Genomic DNA, 20,749 nt, shown 5'->3' with positions numbered 1-20,749 from the left:
AGCGTGATTCACCCGCAATTCACAGGTCAGGCAGGCAGCCTTTCTTCGATGCGACCCATGTGGATCATCAGGCCAAACGCCAGAACGCACATACTCAGGATGCCAATTGTCAAAGGCGCGATGGACCCGTTGAACAGAAGCCCGATCGGCGCGGCGATTGCCGCGGCCAGTACGGTTGAAATCGATCCGACAACCGACGCGGCCATGCCCGCGATGTGGCCCATGGGTTCCATGGCAATGGCATTCAGATTGCCGATGGTTACACCAGCCATGAAAAAGACCATCGTCTGCCAGAAGACAAACAGGGCAAATGACATATCGGGCGAAAGCTTCGCCATGTTCAGGATGATGACGACAGACGTGATGGCAATCTGCGCGCCGAAGGCAAAAGTCACCATCCGGCGCATCCCGACACGCACCACCAAAGCCGCGTTCAAAAGGCTGGCCGAACCTGACATCAGGGCGACAAATCCGAACCAGAAGGGAAAGCTGTCGGCCCGATCATGGATCACATCATAGACCGGTTGCACCATAGTCAGCATGGTGAACAAGGTCCCCATGCACAAGGTTTGCACGAAGATAGACAAACGCACAGTGGGATGCGCAAACATTTCGGTCACAGCCGCAATCATCAGATGCAGACGGAAGGGACGGCGGTCCTCGACAGCCAGAGATTCGGGAAGTCGTGTGCTCATCCACAATACGACGATCAGAGCAAACAGGATGAAGGACACGAAGATCCCGCGCCAACCGAAGAGAACGATAACACCAGCGCCCAGCATCGGAGCCGCTGCTGGTACCAACGTAAAGATCATCATGGCGATTGAGATGATGCGTGCCATTTCCCGGCCCGAATACAAGTCACGCGTGATGGCCATCGCCACGACACGTGGCCCGGCAGCGCCCAGACCTTGCACAACACGCGCAATCAGTACCAGTTCCAGCGAAGAACTGGCCCAGGCAACAGCCGAAGCCGCAATGTACAAAAGCGCTCCGCAAAACATCACCGGCTTACGCCCCAGCGCATCCGATAGCGGGCCGGTAAAGAATGTACCGATGCCCATTCCCAGAACGAAGGACGTCAGGATCAGTTGGGCGCGATTGACGTCATCAGGGCTGAGCTGCGCGCCGATTTCGGGCAGGGCGGGCAGCATTGAATCGATCGAAAACGCGATAGTGGCGAACATCATTGCGATCAGCGCAATGAATTCCGCCTTCGACATGCGGTTGGCCATGAAGCACTCCTAACCTGTTCGCGCTACCATGGCGGGTCAGGTTAGACCAGACTGGAAATTCGCACAGACCTCTGTGCTATTCTGCAGGATAAGTGTCAAGTTGAGACATGATTTCAGCGATCACTTTCTCCCACATTTCAGGCGGTTGAGCACCCGGAACGGCATGTTGATTGGCAACTATGTAGGTCGGGACCGAGCTGACGCCCATTTCACGAGAATGAGTATCGCGGTTGCGAATATCCTCGCGATCAGCGTCGGATTTCAGCAGCTTCATGACCACCGCAGCGTCCATTCCGGCACTGTCTGCGATGTCGGACAGGACCTCGGGGTCGCCGATATCGCGGGCCTGAACGAAGTAGGCATCGAACAGCGCATCGACGACAGCATTCTGTTTGCCTTCTATCCCGGCCCAATGGATCAGGCGATGTGCATCCAGTGTATTAGGTGTGCGTTTCATGCCTTCGAAGTCAATCTTCAGACCGGCGTTTTCAGCGTGTTCAACCACGGGCGCATAAGCACGTACGGCACCGTCCTTGCCACCGAACTTGCGTTCCAGATATTCGCGACGATCCATACCTGCGTCCGGCATATCAGGGTTCAACTGAAACGGATGCCATTCGATGACAAAAGGGTGCTCGGGCACATTGGCCAATGCTTTGTCCAGATGCGTTTTGCCGATATAGCACCACGGGCAGATCGGATCGGACAGGATGTCGAGCTTGACGGTCTGGGTCATGTGGCTGGTGCCTCGAAATAGGCCGGCAACGCCCGGCGCAGGAGTTTGCCATTGCCACCGGTGGGCAGCGCAGACAGGTGGATGAAGGCGCGTGGTTGTTTGTAACGTGCCAAGTTTGCCTCGACATAGGTGCGCAGGGCTGCATCGTCCAGCTTTTCCGGGCCGGTATAGAAGGCTGCTATCACAAATGTGTCCGGTTTGACCTCGACCGCGGCCGCGCCGACCTGCGTGATGCCGGGAAAACGGGACAGGGCGGCTTCGACCTCGACCGGGGACACGCGGTAGCCTCCGGCATTCATCATGTCGTCGTCCCGGCCCAGATAACTGATCTGGCCGTCCACTGCCATTGCCCCTTGATCTCCGGTCAGGAACCATTCGCCTTGCATCCGGGTTTCAACTTCATTCGGTGCATTGAGGTAGGTCAGCATCAATCCAGGGTCAGAGCGGTGAATGGCGATGGTGCCTTCTTGCCCCTGCGGCACCGGGCCGTCCGGGCCCAGAATGGCCACGCGACGGCCCGGTTGCGGGTGCCCCAATGCGTCGCCGCGTGCGGGATGGGCCGGGCTGGAGGATATGAAGGTCGAGCATTCAGACATGCCATAGGCTTCGAACAATTCCGTACCGGTGGCGCTTAGCCATTTCTCGTGCAGTGCGCGCGACAGCTTTTCCCCCGCGCATAAACCGTGGCGCAGGTCAGGTAAGCTGATTTGCTCATACTCTTGCACCAATTTGCGAAAGACCCCCGGTGCCGCGGCAAAGATCGTTGCGCGATGCTGGCGGAGCAGAGCGGGCAGGGCGGAGATGTCCGTGCCCGGTTCCGGGATCAAGGCGGTTGCGCCGATGGTCCACGGGTCCATCAGCCCGGTGCCAAGTGTATAGGTCCAGTTGAACGCCCCGGCGTGACACAGCCGATCGGACGCGCGCAGACCATACCAACCATGGACCATCATCTGCCGCGCCCAGATTGCCCGATGGGCGTGGGCCACGGCACGCGGACTGCCCGACGTTCCCGAGGTGTAGACGACATATGCCATGCGCTCGGGGTCGCCCAGGTCATAGCTGGCGGGTGGAATGTCGCGCATGGCCTTTAATGCATCCAATTCGATCTGTCTGGGATGAGGTGCGCATGAGACAGCGGGATCACGAAGAACCGCAGCCGGGGACAGATCGTCGATCGTTCTGGCGGTTTCGGGTTCCGTCAGTTGCGACGAAGTCGGCACCGGAATGATACCCACTGAAATCGCGCCCAGATAGGCAATCGGGAAATCCACCGTATTGCCGAGCCGCATCAGAACGGTATCGCCGGGTGTCAGACCTGATTGCAGCAACCCCGCGCCTGTGCCCAACACGGCAGATTGCAGGTCGCGATAGGTCCAGTCCTGCGCGCCGTGGGGCATTAGTACCGACAACGCCACTTTGTCAGGGACCTGATCGGCGCGGCCAAGGACATGCGCCGCCAGATTGAACGGTGCGGGGCAGGGCGCGGGCGCCCCCTGATCGAAGACAGATAACATGGCCATTGGCTAACGCGGTGTCTGGCGCGTTGCAAGCGCGGCTGGCCAAGCCTATAGAGAATGGCATGAGCACCCAAGATCCCAAATCCCTGATCCGAATTGCCCGCGATTCCGGCGATCACACCGAAGTTGAACCGCTGGACCTTGGCGCGCGCGTGCGCGAATTGCGAAAAGCGCGGAAATGGACGCTGGAGCAGGCCGCCAGTCAGGCCGGTTTGGCCCGTTCGACGCTCAGCAAGATCGAGAACGGGCAGATGTCACCTACCTATGACGCGCTCAAAAAGCTTGCGGTTGGGTTGGAAATCTCGGTGCCTCAGCTTTTCACACCGCCGCAGCGGGACCAGGTCATCGGACGGATGGCGATTACCCGGATGGGCGAAGGGGCGGCCCACGCGACAACGACCTACGAGCATGAGTTGCTGGCCGAAACCCTGACCAAGAAGCACATGCTGCCCTACCGTGCGCGGGTTCGGGCGCGATCCATGGACGAATTCGACGGCTGGGTGCGCCACGATGGCGAAGAGTTCATGTATGTTTTGACCGGTGTTGTCCGGCTTTATACCGAATTCTATGAGCCGGTTGAAATGCGCAGGGGTGACAGCGCCTATTACGATGGCAGCATGGGCCACAACGTAATCTCCGTCAGCGACGAAGACGCGACAATCCTTTGGGTAACATCACTTGCTTAGCGACGCGCGGCAGAATTCTCTGTTCAGACCTTCGGTGAACAGGAAATCTTCGACCTCTTCATGAGCTTCGTTCATGGTCAACTGGTGACGCTCTGCCAGATAGGCTTCGAACCCTTTACGGTCTTTTGATACGCGCATCATGTCCTGGTCACGCAAATTCGGAAAACGCCGTTTTGCACGTGCGTAGGCCGCATTCCAGTCTTGTGTCAGATCCGTCCAGTTCATCATGTATGAGCTTTCCTTATGTAGCGATTAGGACTGCTCTCCCACTCTTTAGGGTACGTAATGGGTGCCGTTAGGGAAGACATGACAAAATGTCGCAGCATGTCTCTGCATTCCTTTTACAAGATTGTGCCTCTGCAATACCTGCCGCAACAAGGCGGCAGGCTCGAAACTGTTGAAAGTACCTGCGGATCAGGAGACCTGTTTGGTGCGGAACCGTGTATTCCCGGCGCGCAGGTTGCAAAGGCGACCTCCATATTTGGGCAATGTCTAACTACCGCGATTCAATGCAGCTTTTGACGTTGACCGAAGCAGGCTGAAGGAACGTCTCGTGGGATCGACCGGCATCCGATATGGCCTGCATGTGAGGCTGCGACCTGCTGTCGCCAAACGTAGACCTGAGTGTGATGGCCATGTGCTGAATTCCGCCGACAGGCGTAGTTCTCCGGGGCCAATCGTGCAGGGAGCGTAAAGGAATCGCGTATTTCAAGGGGTCCGCCAACACCCCGCGGTGAACAGCCGGTGTCGTGCAAAGCCCGGCTGTCCTGATGTTCAAGTGATTACCTGGCGTCGTACCACCACACTTCCGGCATGTATTGTGGTCCGTCGCCATAGATTGGCACAGTCTCAGGGAACTTGAGCTCGCGAATGTGGGCAATCCGCCCGACATCAAAACTCCAGATCGGGATGACATAGCGACCAGCCGTCAGAACCCGGTCAAGTGCGCGGGTTGCAGCAGTGAAATCTTCACGTGTTTCCGAGACAAGCATGGCGTCAATCATCGCATCAACAGCGGGCGAGGCCACGCCCATCAGGTTGCGTGTACCGGGTGTGTCCGCGTTCTCGCTTCCCCAATACAAACGCTGTTCGTTGCCGGGAGACAGTGAAAGAGCACGCCGGAAGGGCGTAACATCAAAATCCAGTTCCCCGGTGCGCCCTACATACTGCGCGTTGTCGACCTGCTCCGTCATGACCTGAATGCCAAGCCGTTCCAGCGCGCGGGAATAAATCTCGACCACCGACGCCATCTCGCTATCCCCCTGCTGTAGCAAGACCGTCATTTTGAACGGGTCACCATTCGTGTTGCGCAGGACCCCGTCCTGAACGGTCCAGCCCGATTCGGTCAGCAGTTTGGTGGCTTTGCGGATGTTTGCGCGGTTGCGGGCTGAACCGTCGCCCTTCGGCAGTTCATACCCTTCCAGCGTGCCGGGGATCAGATCCGAGGCAAAGGGTTCCAGCAGGGCTTTTACCTGCCCTTGGGCCGGTCCGGGCTGCATGGCCAGATCTGAGCCCGAGAAGTAGGACGTAATCCTTGGCTGCGCCCCACCAGTGATCGTGTCGTTGATGAATTCGAAATTGAAGGCCAGCGTCAGGGCCTCGCGAACGCGCCAGTCGTTAAACGGGGCTTTGCGGGTGTTCATCACGAACCCGGTCATGCCTGACGGTTTGCCATGCGGTATCTCGGTCTTGATGACATCACCGCGCTGAACGGCGGGGAAGCTGTATTGCGTGTCCCATTTGTCGCCGTTGAACTCACGCACCGCTGACAGCTCACCAGCTTTGAAGGCCTCGAACAGAACGCTGCCGTCGCCGTAGAACTCGATCCGCATTTCATCCAGATTCATGGTACCGCGACGGAACGGGATATCCTGCCCCCAATATTCAGGGTTGCGACGAAGGTTCACATAGCGCCCCGCCTCGTAGCTATCGATCACATAGGGGCCGGTGCCGATTGGGACATCGTGCAAGGCGGCGTCGGCAAAATCCTTGTCCTGCCACTGCGCCTTTTGCAGGATCGGACGCATCCCTGCGAGCAGGGCAAGTTCGCGATCAGGCACGTTGAAAGTAATCCGAACCGAACGCGGGCCGGTCTGTTCGATCCTGTCGATTTTGTCCCAAAAACCGCGATAGCGCAGATGCCCCTGAGTGCCGAGCGTCTCATATGACCAAATCACGTCGTCAATCGTGACCGGGCTGCCGTCAGAAAACCGGGCCTCTTCCCGCAGGGTAAATTCAACCCACGACCGGTCCGGCGCCGTCTCAACTGATTCGGCTAACAGCCCGTAAAGTGTGAAAGGTTCGTCCCAGGATCGCCCCATCAGGCTTTCATGGGTCCAAAATGGCAATTGCCAAGGCGAGGTGCCTTTTTGCAAAAACGGGTTCAGGCTGTTATAGCCGCCGGTATTTCCGAAAACGACTTTGCCTCCTTTGGGGGCATCGGGGTTGGCATAGGGTAGGGACACAAAATCCGGTGGTAGGGCCGGGTCCCCATACATAGCTATGCCATGTGACGATTCTGCATGGGCGACAGAGATCATGAAAATGCTTGCGATTCCCGCCGCAAGTGGTCGAAACGGTCGGAGAAAATCCGGGCTCATTTTGGAAACAATCCTGCTCTGGCCTTATTTTGTTGGGATTCACCGTAGTGATGATTTTTCATATTATCAAACTTTTAGCTTGGACGAAGGCGTGGAATTGCTTATAAAGGATGCACTGCTCGATAGGTTTCTTGCCTGTATGAAACCTGCCTCAATAACTTAACGCCCGCTTCGTGCGGGCGTTTTTTTTGGCTGCTTGAGAAGTGTCAGGCTGGGATTTCAGGCAGGTGTGTTTCCCCGTTTTCTTTGCAGGTGCAGCATGGCATTGTGCACCAAATCATCGCTTCAGGGAGAACGGTCATGAGCCTTTCCGGCAAAACAGCAATCATCACGGGGTCTAATTCTGGTATCGGGCTGGGGGTCGCGCGCGAGCTGGCGAAGGCCGGAGCAGATGTCGTCCTGAATTCCTTTACGGACCGAGACGAAGATCACGCGCTGGCCGCTGAGATTGCCAAAGAGACCGGAACCAAAGCGCGTTACATCAAGGCGGATATGTCAAAAGGCGAAGAGTGCCGGGCGCTGATTGAGCAGGCCGGAGCTTGCGACATACTTGTGAACAACGCGGGCATTCAGTTTGTGTCCCCGATCGATCAGTTTCCGGCGGAAAAATGGGATGCGATTATTGCGATCAACATGAACTCGGCCTTTCACACGACCGCTGCCGCACTGCCGATGATGCGCAAGGCGGGTTGGGGTCGTATCGTGAATATCGCCTCGGCCCACGGCCTGACGGCGTCGCCATTCAAGGCAGCCTATGTTGCCGCCAAGCACGGGGTGGTGGGGATGACCAAGACCGTTGCGCTGGAAACCGCGCAAGAACCTATCACCTGCAACGCCATTTGCCCGGGCTATGTGCTGACACCCCTGGTCGAGGCCCAAATCCCGAACACGATGAAAGAATACAATATGAGCCGCGAGGAGGTTGTAAAAAACGTGCTTCTGGAACGGCAACCTTCCAAGGAATTCGCCACGGTTGAGCAACTGGGCGGGACAACCATTTTCCTGTGCTCGGACGCGGCGGCGCAGATCACGGGAACCACGATTTCTGTCGATGGCGGCTGGACCGCCTTGTGATTGGCCTTGGGGGCGCTGCCCCCAAACCCCCGGAGTATTTCTGAAAAGATGAAGGGTGAGGGCGGTGATACGGATCAATCTGGCTTTGCAGGGCGGCGGTGCGCATGGGGCATTCACCTGGGGTGTGCTTGACCGACTGCTGGATGAGGAAGACATCGAGGTTGCCGCGATCACCGGAACATCCGCCGGTGCGTTGAATGGTGCGGCGTTCAAATCGGGGATGGTTCATTCAGGACGTGAGGGTGCGCGTGCGCAGCTGGACGGGCTTTGGAGGCGTATGGGTGCGATTGGAGACATGCGTATAGCCAATTGGTTTCGCGGGTTGGAACCGGCCGCAATCGCGCAGGCGATGGAATATTCGGTGCCGTTTTCAATCGGTGATGCCTGGTCGCGGATGGTGTCGCCTTATGCCTATGGTCCATTCTACAGCAATCCGCTGGAGCCGGTGGTGGACAGGTTCAATTTTGCGGAAGTATGCGCCGATGCGGGACCCCGCCTGTTTGTGTGCGCCACCTGCGTGAGAAGTGGGAAAATCCGCGTCTTTACTGGCGAGGAGGTCTCGACAGATGCCATTCTGGCTTCGGCTTGCCTGCCGACCCTGTTCAAGGCAGTCGAGATATTTGATCCAAATACTAACCGGGTCGAAGCCTACTGGGATGGCGGTTATACTGGTAATCCGGCGCTCTATCCGCTGTTCAACAATGACCTGCCGGATGATGTAGTGATCGTGAATATCAACCCGTTGGAGCGCGACGCGGTACCGGTCACACCGCAGCAGATCCAGAACCGGATCAACGAGATCAGCTTCAATTCCTCCCTGTTTCGCGAATTGCGGGCAATCAGCTTTGTTCAGCGGCTTCTGAAAGAGGGCAAGCTGAAGGCCGGGGACATGAGCCGCGTTCTGGTGCATATGATTGCGGATAACGAGTTGATGAGCAGCCTGTCTGTTGCCACCAAAACCGTGCCCAACCCGGTTATTTTGCACAAGCTGAAACAGGCGGGGCGGGCGGCAGCGGATCGTTTTCTGACCAAGCACAAGAGTGATCTGGGCCAGACCAGTACAGTCGATCTGCCGACCATGTTCGGTTAATCACTCGGGCGGTTGCGTAGGGTCTTTTTCGTTGGGATAAACGAGCCCGGCCGAGATCACCAGTTTCGCGGCATCCTCAATTGTCATGTCCAGCAAAATTACGTCTTCCGCCGGGAAAAACAGCAAAAAGCCCGAAGTCGGGTTGGGGGTGGTCGGAACAAAGACGCTGAGCAGCTCTCCTCCGGTCTCTGCGCGTTTGCTGATTTCGCCCCTGGCGGTTGTCGAGACAAACCCAATGGCCCAGATCCCGCGGCGGGGGTACTGGATCAGGCATGCCTTTTCAAAGGAGCGTTCGGTTTGGGCAAATACGGTTTCCGAGATCTGTTTGATCCCCGAATAGATCGAGCGGACGACCGGCATCCGATCTACCACGCTTTCGGCGAACAGGATCAGGGACCGGCCTAGAATGCCTTTGGCGATCCACCCTACAATCACGGTAAAGATCAGGAAGATCACGACGCCCACACCGCGCAGGTTGATACCAACGTATTGTTCCGGTTGGAACTGATGAGGCACCAGTGGCAAAACGGCACTGTCGATCCAGCCGACTACCGACCAGATCAGCCAAACCGTCAGCCAGACCGGTGCAATGACAACGAGGCCGGTCAGGAAAGATGCGCGCAGCCGTGCCAGCATGCCAGGGCGGCGATGATGCGGTTCTTCGTCGAACGGTGTATTCATCTTGGTTCCGAGTGGTTATCGGGATTTAGGTAGTCAATCGGTATCCATGGCACAATAGGCTTGCGTTATCCCTGTTCTGCCAGTGCCCGTGCAATCGCTGCAGCAAGGCGCGCGTTGTTGCGCACGAGGGCAATGTTGGCGGTCAGCGAACGTCCTTCGGTCTTTTCAAAGATACGTTGCAGCAGATAGGGCGTCACATCTTTTCCGGTGATCCGATGCGCATCTGCATCAGCCTGTGCCTCGGCGATGATGGGGGCCAGTATTTCGGAAGGGATCTGATCCGCGATCGGGATCGGGTTCGCCACAAGCTGCCCGCCGGGCAGGCCCAACGCGCGACGCGTTGCATGGGCCTTGGCGATAGCTTCAGGAGTGTCCATGCGCAGGGGGGCAGCATAGGGTGATTTTGCAGACCAGAAGGCAGGAAACGCATCCTGACCATGGGCGATGACAGGCACCCCCAGCGTTTCCAGAACCTCAAGAGTTTTGGCCAGATCAAGGATGGCCTTGGCCCCTGCAGCGACGACAGTGACTGGAGTATGGCCAAGTTCGTGCAGATCAGCCGAGATGTCGAACGTGGTTTCAGCGCCCTGATGCACACCCCCGATGCCGCCGGTGGCAAATACCTCGATCCCGGCATAATGCGCGGCGATCATGGTGGCGGCGACGGTTGTGGCTCCGGTACCACCGGTCGAGATGCAGGCGGCCATATCCGCGCGCGAGATTTTGGCAACGCCTTGCGCCTGACCCAGCCATTGCAACTGGTCAGGCTCGAGCCCCACGTGCAATTTGCCTTCAATCACCGCCATGGTCGCCGGAACCGCCCCCGCATCGCGGATGTCCTGTTCGACCTGCGCCGCAACTTCGACGTTTTGCGGGTAGGGCATGCCATGGGTGATGATGGTGCTTTCCAGCGCAACGATGGGATGACCCGCGTCCTTGGCGGCGCGGACCTCGGCTGAATATTGAATGTCAATCACAGTGGGGTTTCTCCGGAAACGTAGGTTGCTGCGGCATGCAGAGCGCGGGTCAGAGCCTCATCACTCGATGCGCCGCCGGATTCTGAGGCGATATGAGCCGCCATGAAGGTATCCCCGGCACCGGTCACACGGGTGACCAGAACGGAGGGGGGTGTTTGGGTCAGAATTTCGTCCGAACTGCCGACCGTGGCCGAGCTGCCGCCATCGGTGACCAGCACGCGCAGTGCGCCACGATCCAGAAGGCCCTTTGCGGCAGATTCAGAATCGGTGAACTCGCGCTGGCACAATATTCCTGCCTCTTCGAGGTTCACATAAAGCGTGGCGCGGGCATGTTTCAGGAAGGGCAACAGGCGCTCGGCCTTGCCGGGCGAGGCCGGGGCAACACGCAGATCGGCACGGGCAAATGCAGGGCTTTGGGCGATTTCTTCCAGCAGGTTCAGGGTCAGGTTGCCGTCAAGCGCAATGGGCCCCTCAAAGGGCGTGTTTTCATAGCCAAGCGGGCCGTGCATCAGCGGACGCAGAATCTTAGCGCCAGCGGCTTCCAGCGAATGCGCGTCGGCAATGGCCGCGATCAACCCGTTGGCACCTTCGACGGCCATATATCGGTCGGTTGGCAGGTCCTGCGAGCGATAGATGTGATCCGTGATCATACCGAGGCGGGAACAGGCATGAATCAACTCGTCGCCCTCGGGGTCGCGGCCAATGGCGGTCAGCAGGGTTGGCGTCATACCAAAACGCACCAGCGTCATGGCTATGTTCATCGCAACACCACCCGGCAGGCGGGTAATCCGGCCAGGCACGTCCGAGCCTTGCCGCATGGCACTGGCCGATCGTCCGATCACGTCCCACAGGACCGAACCGATACACAGGATATTACTGTTCTGAGTCATAAAGGACGTCATGCCGCAGCGGTGATGCCCATGCAAGTCAGAACGTTACCGCAATCAGAGATTTACGGTGCACAGGTCGGATATGCCCTTTGGGCTTGCGATCTGCGGCCTTCGCGGGAACAATCGATAGCAATGATTGGTGATTTGATTTTCCTGTTGGAGCTTTTCGTATGAATGGCCCTGTTTTCCGCGCCATCTTTCGAACCCTCAAAACCTGTGCCCTGAGTTTTTTTGTTCTTGTAGCTATGCATCCCGGATCCGGCAGAGCGCAATCCGCCCCGCCGACCGTCGTTGATTTCTGGGTCAAGTCCGACACTTTGTTTCTAGAGTTGAAATGGAATGCCGAGGCCATGTTAACCGGGAACAATCCCGCGCAGCCCGCTGCGTTTTCCGACGATCCAAACTACAAATCCTTGCGGCGACTGGTTTCCTCTGAGCTGGAACCCCAGATCAGAGAGTTCGTTCAGCTCTGGAAACATAATCTTGTCGTGGAGGCACCAGAGCGATTGAGTTTGTCTTATGAAGGTGTGCGTATTCCTGTTGTGGGAGAAACGGAGAAAGTGCGGGTTTCCAAACTGTTACTGACTGCTCCTTTGCCCGATCAGGCGTCAAACTTGCGTCTGATCTGGCCGTCAGAAAGCGGACCCATCGTTCTGCGACAGCAAAATGTCGCGGCGCCATACACCGGGTATTTGGCTGCCGGTGAAGCCAGCCCGCTGATCCCCTTGCAAGGCGGGGCGTCTCTGACAACGCAACAAACATTGCAGACATATTTCACAAAAGGGGTCGATCAGTTTCTCCGAAACCCGATTAAGCCATCCATTCTTGTTTTGGCGCTAGTGTTTCTGTCTTTGAAATTGCGCCCAGTGGTATCTCAACTGGTGTTCCTGTCAGCGGGCGCGCTGATCGGGCTTGGGCTGGGTTTGCATGGCGTATTGGATGCAGGAAAAGTGAGCGAGGCCCCGGTTCTGGTGGCTTCGACCATCGTTCTGGCGCTGTGGAACCTGGTTGCCCGGCGATTGCAGGTCTGGCGTTTGCTGGCCGTTCTCGCCATTGGCGGTCTTCAAGGTCTGGTATTTGCGTCGGCCCTGATCGGCATCGGGGTGCCGCCAGATCATCTGCCTCCGGCCATCTTGGGCTTTGGCGCCGGGAATATTCTGCCGCTTGTTGTTGTGGCCTTTGCCGGGCTTGCTCTGGCGCTTTTGTTTTCTGGCGGCTCACACCGTAAACGAGGCCGGGTATCGGTTCTGGCCTCGATGCTGATTGCAGGTGCCGGTGTCTACTGGATAGTCGAGCCTTGGGTGCAGGGTTAAGGCAACGCGGCCAGCAGCGTTTTCAGTGCGCCAAGCGGATCGTCACTGCCCCAGATCTCATCGCCGATGCCAAAGAAATCGGTGCAGGGGGCCAGATCACGGATCAATTCGGGCGTCAACCCACCTTCGGCCACAACCGGAACCTCGATCATCTCTGACCACCATTGGAACAGGTCCTTTTCGGCGCGGGTTCCGTCCCTCAGTTTGGCCGAGCCGACAGGACCGAAGGCCACATAATCCGCTCCGTTTTCGCCAGCAGTCATACCATCATGGCTGGACGCGCCGCAAAAGCTTCCGACGATTGCATCAGCGCCCAGTTCCTTGCGCGCGGTGCGGACCGAGCGTGCAGCATCATCCAGGTGTACCCCGTCCAGCCCCAGACGCTGCGCCAGCAATACATGGTTCGAGATCACGATGGCCACGTCGCGCGAATGGGCGACTTCGCGACAAGCGTCCGCTGCACGGGCGATGGTATCTTCGTCGCTTCCGGCCAAAGCGAGGCGAATACAGGCAATCTCGACCCCGTCCAGCACGGTCGCCAGCTTGTTCGTGAACGTGCTCAACTCGATGGTCGGAGGCGTGATCAGGTAAATCTGCGGCTGCTCGGGGGTGTCCATGGGCGCGTCCTTCGGCTTTCAGTCTTTGGCGCGGTTTAGCGGATTGCGGCTGGGAAGCAAACTTTTATGGACCAGAGCCTGCAAATAACGCCCCTGCGCCTTGCCCTGCAAGAGCCTGCCAATTACAGCAGGCCAAGTTTTCTTAAGGTGAGCCATGCCCAGCGACAAACCCCAGCCTTCCTTCGTGCTTGTGCGCCCGCAAATGGGTGAAAACATCGGTGCTGCTGCGCGGGCGATGTGGAACTTTGGGCTTGACCGGATGCGTATCGTAGCCCCGCGTGACGGCTGGCCGAACCCCAAAGCGGTGGCAATGTCCAGCGGCGCAGGGCGCTTGCTGGATGAGGCGCAGCTGTTTGACGACTTGGCCGGGTCGCTGGCCGACAGCACGTTTGTCTTCGCCACGACAGCCCGTCAGCGGGGCTTGACCAAACCTGTCTACAGCCCAGAACACGCAATGAAGATTGCCGCCGAAAAGATTGCTGCGGGCGAGAAGGTTACCGTTCTGTTCGGCCCTGAACGCGCGGGGCTAGAGAATGAAGACATCGCCAAGGCCAACGCGATCATCTCGGTGCCGGTGAACCCGGAATATGCCTCGCTGAACCTTGGTCAATGCGTATTGCTGACCGCCTATGAGTGGATGCGCCAGACCGGGGATGTGGTGCATGAATCGACCGACCTGGGCAAAGGTGACTGGGCCACTGGGATCGAAGTTGAGAAACTTGTCGAGCATTACGAGGACAGGCTGGAGGAGGCGGGGTTCTTCTACCCTCCCGAAAAGGCCGAAGGGATGAAGGTAAACCTGCGCAACCTGTGGTCGCGGATGCGTATGACGCGGGCCGATGTGCAGATGTTGCACGGGATCATGCGTCAGATGGTCCGCTGGAAGGACAAAGGCTGAGGCTGGACCTATCTTCACCCAAGCCCTAGCTTGCGACAAAATCAGGACATGAGGACAGCATGAGCGGTAAGCGCAGCATCTTCGAAGAGGTCACGGACACCGAAAAACAACTGGCGGTTCAACCCGGTATGATCGACCGGGGGCGCGGCGGCGCGCGCAATGCGATCCGCGTCTGGCTGATGATCCTGTTTGCTCTGGTCGTTGTGATGATCGCGGTTGGCGGCTTGACGCGCCTGACTGACAGCGGCCTCTCGATCACCGAATGGCGCCCGATCACCGGAGCTTTGCCGCCGATGACCGAAGCGGACTGGCAGGCAGAGTTCGACAAGTACAAGCAGATTGACCAATGGCGCATCCAAAACCAGTGGATGGAACTGGGTGATTTCAAATCCATCTATTGGTGGGAATGGGGCCATCGTCAGTTGGGCCGCATGATCGGTCTGGTCTGGGCCGCTGGATTTCTGACCTTTCTACTCACCCGCAAGATCCCGACAGGGTGGACGGGAAAGCTGATCGTTCCGGGTCTTCTTGGCGGTCTGCAGGGCGCTGTTGGTTGGTGGATGGTGGCCTCGGGCGTCACCCAGGGTGAAGGCATGACGGCTGTTGCAAGTTACCGTCTGGCAACGCATTTGGGGCTGGCTTTTGTGATCCTGGGAGCGCTGGCCTGGTACATCTTTGAACTCGGCCGGGAAGAACGTGACCTGATGCAGGCGCGCCGGGCCAAAGAGGTCAGGCTGTTTTCATTGTCCACAGGGCTGATGCACTTCGCCTTTTTACAAATACTCATTGGCGCGCTTGTCGCCGGGATCGACGCCGGGCGGTCTTACACCGACTGGCCGCTGATGGCAGGGCAGTTGCTTCCGCCGGATGCGACTATGTTGGAGCCGATGTGGCGAAACTTCTTTGAAAGCCCCGGTCTGGTACAGTTCATCCACCGGTGTGCAGGGTATCTGCTGTTCATCTTCGCCGTTGTCGTCTGGCGACGTGGCAGCGGCAGCGCGCATCCGCAGACGCGTTTTGCCTTCAACGCTGCTTTCGCCGCGCTTTCGTTACAGGTCGTCGTCGGCATCGTGACCGTGGTTTACGGCGCGCCATGGCAGGTCGCTATCTTCCACCAGTTTATGGCCGTCATCGTTTGGACGCTGATCCTGCGCGCGCGGTTCCTCACGGCTTATCCAATCGCAACATCTGTGCGCGGAGTTTAAAATTATGACCGCTTTCAATGAACTGATGACCTTTCAGCGGGAAACTTCGGCTTTGGGCCAGATCGCCGGTCGGCTTGGCTGGGATCAGGAAACCGTCATGCCGCGCGGCGCAGCGCCACAGCGCGCCGAAGAAATGGCAGCTATCGAATCTGTCCTGCACGCACGTCGTTCTGATCCTCGTGTTGCCGAATGGCTGGATCAGGCCGCGCCTCAGGATGAGGTCGGCAAGGCGCAGATGCGTGAAATCCGGCGCGCATATGATCGCGCGGTGAAGGTGCCTGCCGATCTGGCGACGGCGATTGCCCGTGTGACATCCGCTGCGCAGGGAAAGTGGGCGCAGGCGCGCGCGGACGAAGATGTCACGGCCTTTCTTCCGGTTCTGGAAGAAGTCGTGTCGCTGAAACGACAGGAAGGCGAGGCGCTGGCGCAAGGGGGCGACGTATACGACGCCATGGTCGAAGATTACGAGCCTTACACGACCAGCGCACAGATTGCGGATATCTTCGACCAGATGCGCCCACGACTGGTGGCCCTGCGCGCCGCTGTGCTGGAGCGGCCCGAGCCCGCTGCCCTGAACCGCAGTTTTGATGAGCAGACCCAGATGCGTCTGACACAAAAACTGGCGGTCGCCTTTGGCTATGACCTGAACAATGGCCGCGTGGACAAGGCGGTTCACCCGTTCAGTTCAGGCAGTGGTCTTGACGTCCGCATCACCACGCGAACCAGCGAAACAGACCCGTTCAATTGTTTCTATTCCACCATTCACGAGGTGGGCCACGCCGCCTATGAACAGGGGATCGACAGGAAATACCTGCTGACACCGCTCGGGTCTGGTGTGTCGATGGGCGTGCATGAAAGTCAAAGCCGGATCTACGAAAACCAGTTGGGTCGGTCGCGGGCCTTTACCGGTTGGTTGTTCGAACAAATGAAAGAGGCGTTCGGCGATTTCGGCATTGCCGATCCGGATGCGTTTTATGCGACGGTCAACCGCGTCCATAACGGCTATATCCGCACAGAGGCGGATGAGGTTCAATACAATCTGCACATCATGCTGCGGTTTGATCTGGAACGCGCGCTGATGGCCGGAGACTTGCAGGTCGGCGATCTGGAAGCCGCCTGGAATGATCGGTTCAAGGCAGATTTCGGTTATGCGGTCGACAAGCCCTCGAACGGTTGTTTGCAGGATGTGCATTGGTCGGTTGGCCTGTTCGGTTACTTCCCGACATACTCGCTGGGCAATGTCTATGCTGGGTGCCTCTATCAGGCTTTGCGCGGTTCAGAGCCCGATCTTGATGCGCAACTGGCTCGCGGCGACACCACCGGCGCAACCGGCTGGTTGCGCGAGCATGTGCAGCAGCATGGCGGCCTTTATGCACCGCGCGAGGTGATTGCCCGTGCCAGCGGCATCGAGCCCGGACCGGACCCATTACTAAGCTATCTTGAGACCAAGTTCGGCGCGCTCTACGATTTGTGAGTTTCCGAATTGCAGCCCAGGCGTTAGAATCGGTGCACCGATACCATCGCTTGGGAGGCAACGATGACCGGAAACGCCCGCAAAAAAGCCAGTGATTTTGATCCGCGTATCCTCGAGATATTCGACGGATATGTGCACGGCACGATGTCCAAGCGTGAGTTCATCTCAAAAGCCGGTAAATACACGGCTGCCGGAATGACAGGCGCAATGATTCTGGACCAGTTGCAACCCAATTACGCCTGGGCGCAACAGGTGGCCCCGGACGATCCCGCGATCCAAACCATGGTGGTCGCATATGACAGCCCGGATGGGCATAGCGAAACCAGCGGCCTGATGGCGATGCCGGCAAATGCCGAAGGAAAATTGCCAGCGGTACTGGTCGTGCACGAGAACCGGGGTCTAAACCCCTATATCGAGGACGTTGTGCGCCGCGCGGCCAAGGCCGGTTTTCTGGCTTTTGGACCTGATGGGTTGTCGCCCCTTGGCGGCTATCCCGGTACTGATGAAGAAGGGCGAGAAATGCAGCGCTCGATGGACCGGGAAAAACTGATGGCGGATTTCTTCGCCGCCTTTGAATTCCTTCGTGATCATGAACTTTCGACAGGCAAGGTTGGCGCTGTCGGCTTCTGCTATGGCGGAGGTGTTTGCAACGCGTTGGCCGTAGCCTATCCGGACCTTGCGGCCTCGGTGCCATTCTACGGTCGGCAACCACCAGCCGAAGATGTTCCGTCCATCGAAGCACCTCTTATGATCCACTATGCCGGTCTGGATGAGCGTATCAACGCTGGATGGCCTGCATATTCAGAGGCGTTGAAAGCCAATCAAAAGAAATTCAGCGTGCACTTCTATCCGGACGTCAATCACGGCTTTCACAACGATACGACGCCCAGATATGACGAAGCCGCGGCAAATCTGGCATGGAGCCGGACCATCGCTTTTTTCAATACCTACCTGACATGAACTGAACCCCGGGAACCGTCGAACCGGTGCCCGGGGTTACTGTCATTCTTCCTCGTCGCCCTGATCGGCGATCCACGCGACGCTGACGACTTCTTCGCCCTTGCCGGTATTGAATACCTTCACGCCACCTGCGGAACGTGAGCGGAAAGAGATACCATCGACCGGCACCCGGATAGATTGGCCTTTCGATGTGGCCAGCATGATCTGATCGTCGATCTCGACCGGGAAGGATGCAACCAAGTCCCCGCCGCGCATGGCCTTGTCCATCGCCGCCACACCCATGCCGCCACGTCCGCGCACAGGGTAGTCGTGGCTTGAACTCAACTTGCCTGCACCACCAGCGGTGATAGTAAGGATAAGGTTTTCGGCAGCCGACATCTCGGCGTATTTCTCCTGACTGAAATCGCTGCTTGCTGCGGCTTCCTCGTCTTCACCAGCGTCTTCTTCGGTAAGCCCCGCAACCGCACGCCGCATCTTGAGATAGGCCACACGATCTTCGGGTGTCGCCTCGAAATGACGGATCACGGACATCGAAACGACGCGGTCACCGTTGGTCAGCCTGATCCCTCGGACACCTGTGGATTCGCGCGAGTTGAAGACACGCACGTCAGTTGTCCGGAAGCGGATCGCGCGGCCGGAATTGGTGACCAGCATCACGTCTTCGTCTTCCGAACAGATGCGCGCATTCACCAGCTCAACGCCGTCGGGCAGCTTCATGGCAATCTTGCCGTTGCGCCGGACATTGGTGAAGTCCGACAACCGGTTACGACGCACGTCACCTGCGCTGGTGGCAAAGACGATCTGGAGGTTTTCCCATTCCTCGTCCGGTACATCCACGGGCATGATCGCGGCGATGGAAACGCCAGTTGGGATCGGAAGGATATTGACGATGGCCTTACCTTTGCCGGTGCGCCCGGATTGGGGCAAGCGCCAGGTCTTGAGCTTGTAGACCATCCCGTCCGTCGTGAAGAACAGCAGCTGTGTATGGGTGTTCGCAACGAAGAGGTTGGTCACAACATCCTCTTCCTTGGTTTGCATCCCCGACAGGCCCTTGCCACCGCGTTTCTGGGCGCGGAAATCTGCCAGCGGCGTGCGTTTGATGTACCCGCCCGAAGTGACGGTCACGACCATGTCTTCACGCTCGATCAGGTCTTCGTCTTCCATGTCACCGGACCAGTCGACGATCTCAGTGCGGCGGTCGACCGCGAACTGTTCACGCACGCTGCGCAACTCATCAGCGATGATGCTCATGATCCGTTCGCGCGAGGACAGAATATCAAGGTATTCCTTGATCTTGGCCGCCAGTTCTTCCAGCTCGTCCGTAACCTCTTTGACACCCAGTTGGGTCAGGCGTTGCAAGCGCAACTCCAGAATGGCACGGGCCTGAACCTCGGTCAGATTATAGGTGCCATCGTCATTCATCTTGGACAGAGGATCATCGATCAGGCGCAAATAGCCTTCGATGTCGGAGGCAGGCCAGCGACGGGTCATCAGTTTTTCGCGGGCCTCGGCGGCGTCCGCCGACGACCGGATCGTTGCGACCACTTCATCGACATTGGACACGGCCACAGCCAGACCACACAGGATGTGGCTGCGTTCGCGCGCCTTGCGCAGGTCATAGGCCGTACGGCGGGCAACGACATCTTCACGGAAGTCGATGAACGAGGTCAGGAACCGGCGCAGGGTCAGCTGTTCGGGGCGGCCACCATTCAGCGCCAGCATATTGCAGCCAAAGGAGGTCTGCATCGGCGAAAAGCGGTAGAGCTGGTTCAGCACCACCTCGGGCGTTGCATCGCGCTTGAGCTCGACCACAACGCGCACGCCGTTGCGGTCGGATTCGTCCTGTACATGGGCCACGCCTTCGATCCGCTTCTCGCGAACCGCCTCGGCAATCTTTTCGATCATCGCGGCCTTGTTCACCTGATAGGGAATCTCGTCGACAACGATGGCATAGCGGTCCTTGCGAATTTCTTCCACTCGGGTCTTGGCGCGGATGATGACGCTGCCGCGGCCCTCCAGATAGGCCTTACGCGCACCGGAACGCCCCAGCATTACGCCACCAGTTGGAAAGTCGGGGCCGGGGACGTATTCGATCAACTGTTCTGATGTAAGGTCGGGATCGTCGATCAGCGCCAGAGTCGCATCGACCACTTCGCCAAGGTTGTGCGGCGGAATGTTTGTCGCCATCCCCACGGCGATACCTCCGGCACCATTGACCAGCATGTTCGGGAAACGGGCCGGCAGAACTGTCGGTTCCCGGTCCTTGCCGTCATAGTTGTCCTGAAAATCGACCGTTTCCTTTTCGATATCAGCCAACAGGGAAGCGGCTGGCTTGTCCATCCGCACTTCGGTATACCGCATAGCCGCCGGGTTGTCGCCGTCCATCGAGCCAAAGTTGCCCTGACCATCCAGCAGCGGCAGCGACATCGAGAAATCCTGCGCCATCCGCACCAGCGCGTCATAGATCGCGCTGTCACCATGCGGGTGGTACTTACCCATCACGTCGCCCACCGGGCGTGCCGATTTGCGGTACGCCTTATCGTGCGTGTTCCCCGTCTCGTGCATTGCATAAAGGATACGCCGGTGCACCGGTTTCAGCCCATCGCGCAAATCAGGGATCGCGCGGCTGACGATGACCGACATGGCATAGTCCAGATAGGACGTGCGCATTTCGGATTCGATGGAAACCGTCGGGCCGTCATAGACTGGGCGCTCGGGCGGGGTTTCATCCATGTTTTCAGGAATTTCTGGCGTATCGCTCACGTAAACTGCCCGTGTCTTGTTCTGGGTCTATAT

Annotated in this window: 18 protein-coding genes; 8 read left to right on the top strand and 10 right to left on the bottom strand. The window is 58.2% G+C overall.

What is annotated here, in order from left to right; translation table 11 throughout:
• Window positions 1–26: 26 nt before the first annotated feature.
• The 3 genes from ACR0LL_RS05385 to ACR0LL_RS05375 all read right to left on the bottom strand — a co-directional run bounded on the left by ACR0LL_RS05385 (window position 27) and on the right by ACR0LL_RS05375 (window position 3,485).
• Complete coding sequence (locus ACR0LL_RS05385) at window positions 27–1,235, bottom strand: multidrug effflux MFS transporter (RefSeq protein ID WP_480584550.1); 1,209 nt, start codon at window positions 1,233–1,235, stop codon at window positions 27–29.
• 76 nt (window positions 1,236–1,311) lie between these two features.
• Window positions 1,312–1,971 carry a DsbA family oxidoreductase gene (locus tag ACR0LL_RS05380; RefSeq protein ID WP_480584548.1) on the bottom strand — a complete coding sequence of 220 codons (660 nt, stop codon included), beginning with the start codon at window positions 1,969–1,971 and terminating at the stop codon, window positions 1,312–1,314.
• Entirely contained in the window at window positions 1,968–3,485 is a 1,518-nt protein-coding gene (locus ACR0LL_RS05375; RefSeq protein ID WP_480584546.1) for a class I adenylate-forming enzyme family protein, read from the bottom strand. Before ACR0LL_RS05375 ends, ACR0LL_RS05380 begins: the two co-directional genes overlap by 4 nt.
• A gap of 65 nt (window positions 3,486–3,550) precedes the next feature.
• On the opposite strand from ACR0LL_RS05375, the gene ACR0LL_RS05370 reads away from it, so the two are divergent.
• Window positions 3,551–4,174 (top strand): helix-turn-helix domain-containing protein, encoded by a 624-nt coding sequence (locus ACR0LL_RS05370; RefSeq protein WP_209503779.1) that lies wholly within the window; start codon window positions 3,551–3,553, stop codon window positions 4,172–4,174.
• Here ACR0LL_RS05370 and ACR0LL_RS05365 read toward each other — a convergent pair.
• Both ACR0LL_RS05365 and ACR0LL_RS05360 read right to left on the bottom strand, forming a co-directional pair.
• Entirely contained in the window at window positions 4,163–4,402 is a 240-nt protein-coding gene (locus ACR0LL_RS05365; RefSeq protein WP_209503780.1) for a hypothetical protein, read from the bottom strand. The genes ACR0LL_RS05370 and ACR0LL_RS05365 overlap by 12 nt on opposite strands.
• 554 nt (window positions 4,403–4,956) lie before the next feature.
• A complete protein-coding gene (locus ACR0LL_RS05360) occupies window positions 4,957–6,774 on the bottom strand; it encodes an extracellular solute-binding protein (RefSeq protein ID WP_480584544.1) in 1,818 nt (605 codons plus the stop codon).
• Between the two features lie 300 nt (window positions 6,775–7,074).
• Between ACR0LL_RS05360 and ACR0LL_RS05355 the strand changes: the two genes are divergently transcribed.
• Together ACR0LL_RS05355 and ACR0LL_RS05350 are read left to right on the top strand one after the other, a co-directional pair.
• Complete coding sequence (locus ACR0LL_RS05355) at window positions 7,075–7,848, top strand: 3-hydroxybutyrate dehydrogenase (RefSeq protein ID WP_480584542.1); 774 nt, start codon at window positions 7,075–7,077, stop codon at window positions 7,846–7,848.
• 64 nt (window positions 7,849–7,912) lie between these two features.
• Complete coding sequence (locus ACR0LL_RS05350; RefSeq protein ID WP_480584540.1) at window positions 7,913–8,938, top strand: patatin-like phospholipase family protein; 1,026 nt, start codon at window positions 7,913–7,915, stop codon at window positions 8,936–8,938.
• Here ACR0LL_RS05350 and ACR0LL_RS05345 read toward each other — a convergent pair whose 3' ends face one another.
• The 3 genes from ACR0LL_RS05345 to ACR0LL_RS05335 all read right to left on the bottom strand — a co-directional run bounded on the left by ACR0LL_RS05345 (window position 8,939) and on the right by ACR0LL_RS05335 (window position 11,486).
• Window positions 8,939–9,619: a DUF502 domain-containing protein gene (locus ACR0LL_RS05345; protein WP_267365243.1), complete on the bottom strand. Its 681-nt coding sequence runs from the start codon at window positions 9,617–9,619 to the stop codon at window positions 8,939–8,941.
• A gap of 65 nt (window positions 9,620–9,684) precedes the next feature.
• Window positions 9,685–10,596: a pseudouridine-5'-phosphate glycosidase gene (locus tag ACR0LL_RS05340; protein ID WP_480584539.1), complete on the bottom strand. Its 912-nt coding sequence runs from the start codon at window positions 10,594–10,596 to the stop codon at window positions 9,685–9,687.
• Window positions 10,593–11,486, bottom strand: coding sequence for a PfkB family carbohydrate kinase (locus tag ACR0LL_RS05335; RefSeq protein ID WP_480480723.1), 894 nt, complete (start codon window positions 11,484–11,486; stop codon window positions 10,593–10,595). Before ACR0LL_RS05335 ends, ACR0LL_RS05340 begins: the two co-directional genes overlap by 4 nt.
• A 170-nt stretch (window positions 11,487–11,656) precedes the next feature.
• Here ACR0LL_RS05335 and ACR0LL_RS05330 point away from each other — a divergent pair, with 170 nt between their 5' ends.
• On the top strand, window positions 11,657–12,799 hold the full coding sequence (locus ACR0LL_RS05330) for a HupE/UreJ family protein (protein ID WP_480584537.1): 1,143 nt from the start codon (window positions 11,657–11,659) through the stop codon (window positions 12,797–12,799).
• Here ACR0LL_RS05330 and ACR0LL_RS05325 read toward each other — a convergent pair.
• Entirely contained in the window at window positions 12,796–13,416 is a 621-nt protein-coding gene (locus ACR0LL_RS05325; protein WP_267366340.1) for a thiamine phosphate synthase, read from the bottom strand. The genes ACR0LL_RS05330 and ACR0LL_RS05325 overlap by 4 nt on opposite strands.
• 154 nt (window positions 13,417–13,570) lie before the next feature.
• Between ACR0LL_RS05325 and ACR0LL_RS05320 the strand changes: the two genes are divergently transcribed.
• The 4 genes from ACR0LL_RS05320 to yghX all read left to right on the top strand — a co-directional run bounded on the left by ACR0LL_RS05320 (window position 13,571) and on the right by yghX (window position 17,953).
• Window positions 13,571–14,314: an RNA methyltransferase gene (locus ACR0LL_RS05320; protein ID WP_209596450.1), complete on the top strand. Its 744-nt coding sequence runs from the start codon at window positions 13,571–13,573 to the stop codon at window positions 14,312–14,314.
• 59 nt (window positions 14,315–14,373) lie between these two features.
• Window positions 14,374–15,519, top strand: coding sequence for a heme A synthase (gene ctaA / locus ACR0LL_RS05315; protein ID WP_480584535.1), 1,146 nt, complete (start codon window positions 14,374–14,376; stop codon window positions 15,517–15,519).
• Window positions 15,520–15,523: 4 nt separating this feature from the next.
• Entirely contained in the window at window positions 15,524–16,993 is a 1,470-nt protein-coding gene (locus ACR0LL_RS05310; RefSeq protein ID WP_480584533.1) for a carboxypeptidase M32, read from the top strand.
• 63 nt (window positions 16,994–17,056) lie between these two features.
• Window positions 17,057–17,953 carry a YghX family hydrolase gene (yghX, locus tag ACR0LL_RS05305; RefSeq protein WP_480584531.1) on the top strand — a complete coding sequence of 299 codons (897 nt, stop codon included), beginning with the start codon at window positions 17,057–17,059 and terminating at the stop codon, window positions 17,951–17,953.
• A gap of 42 nt (window positions 17,954–17,995) precedes the next feature.
• Here yghX and gyrA read toward each other — a convergent pair whose 3' ends face one another.
• Window positions 17,996–20,686, bottom strand: coding sequence for a DNA gyrase subunit A (gene gyrA / locus ACR0LL_RS05300; protein ID WP_480584529.1), 2,691 nt, complete (start codon window positions 20,684–20,686; stop codon window positions 17,996–17,998).
• Window positions 20,687–20,749: the final 63 nt, after the last annotated feature.

It is taken from the genome of Ruegeria sp. AI2, assembly GCF_056541275.1.
This window is presented reverse-complemented; position numbering and strand designations above follow the sequence as displayed.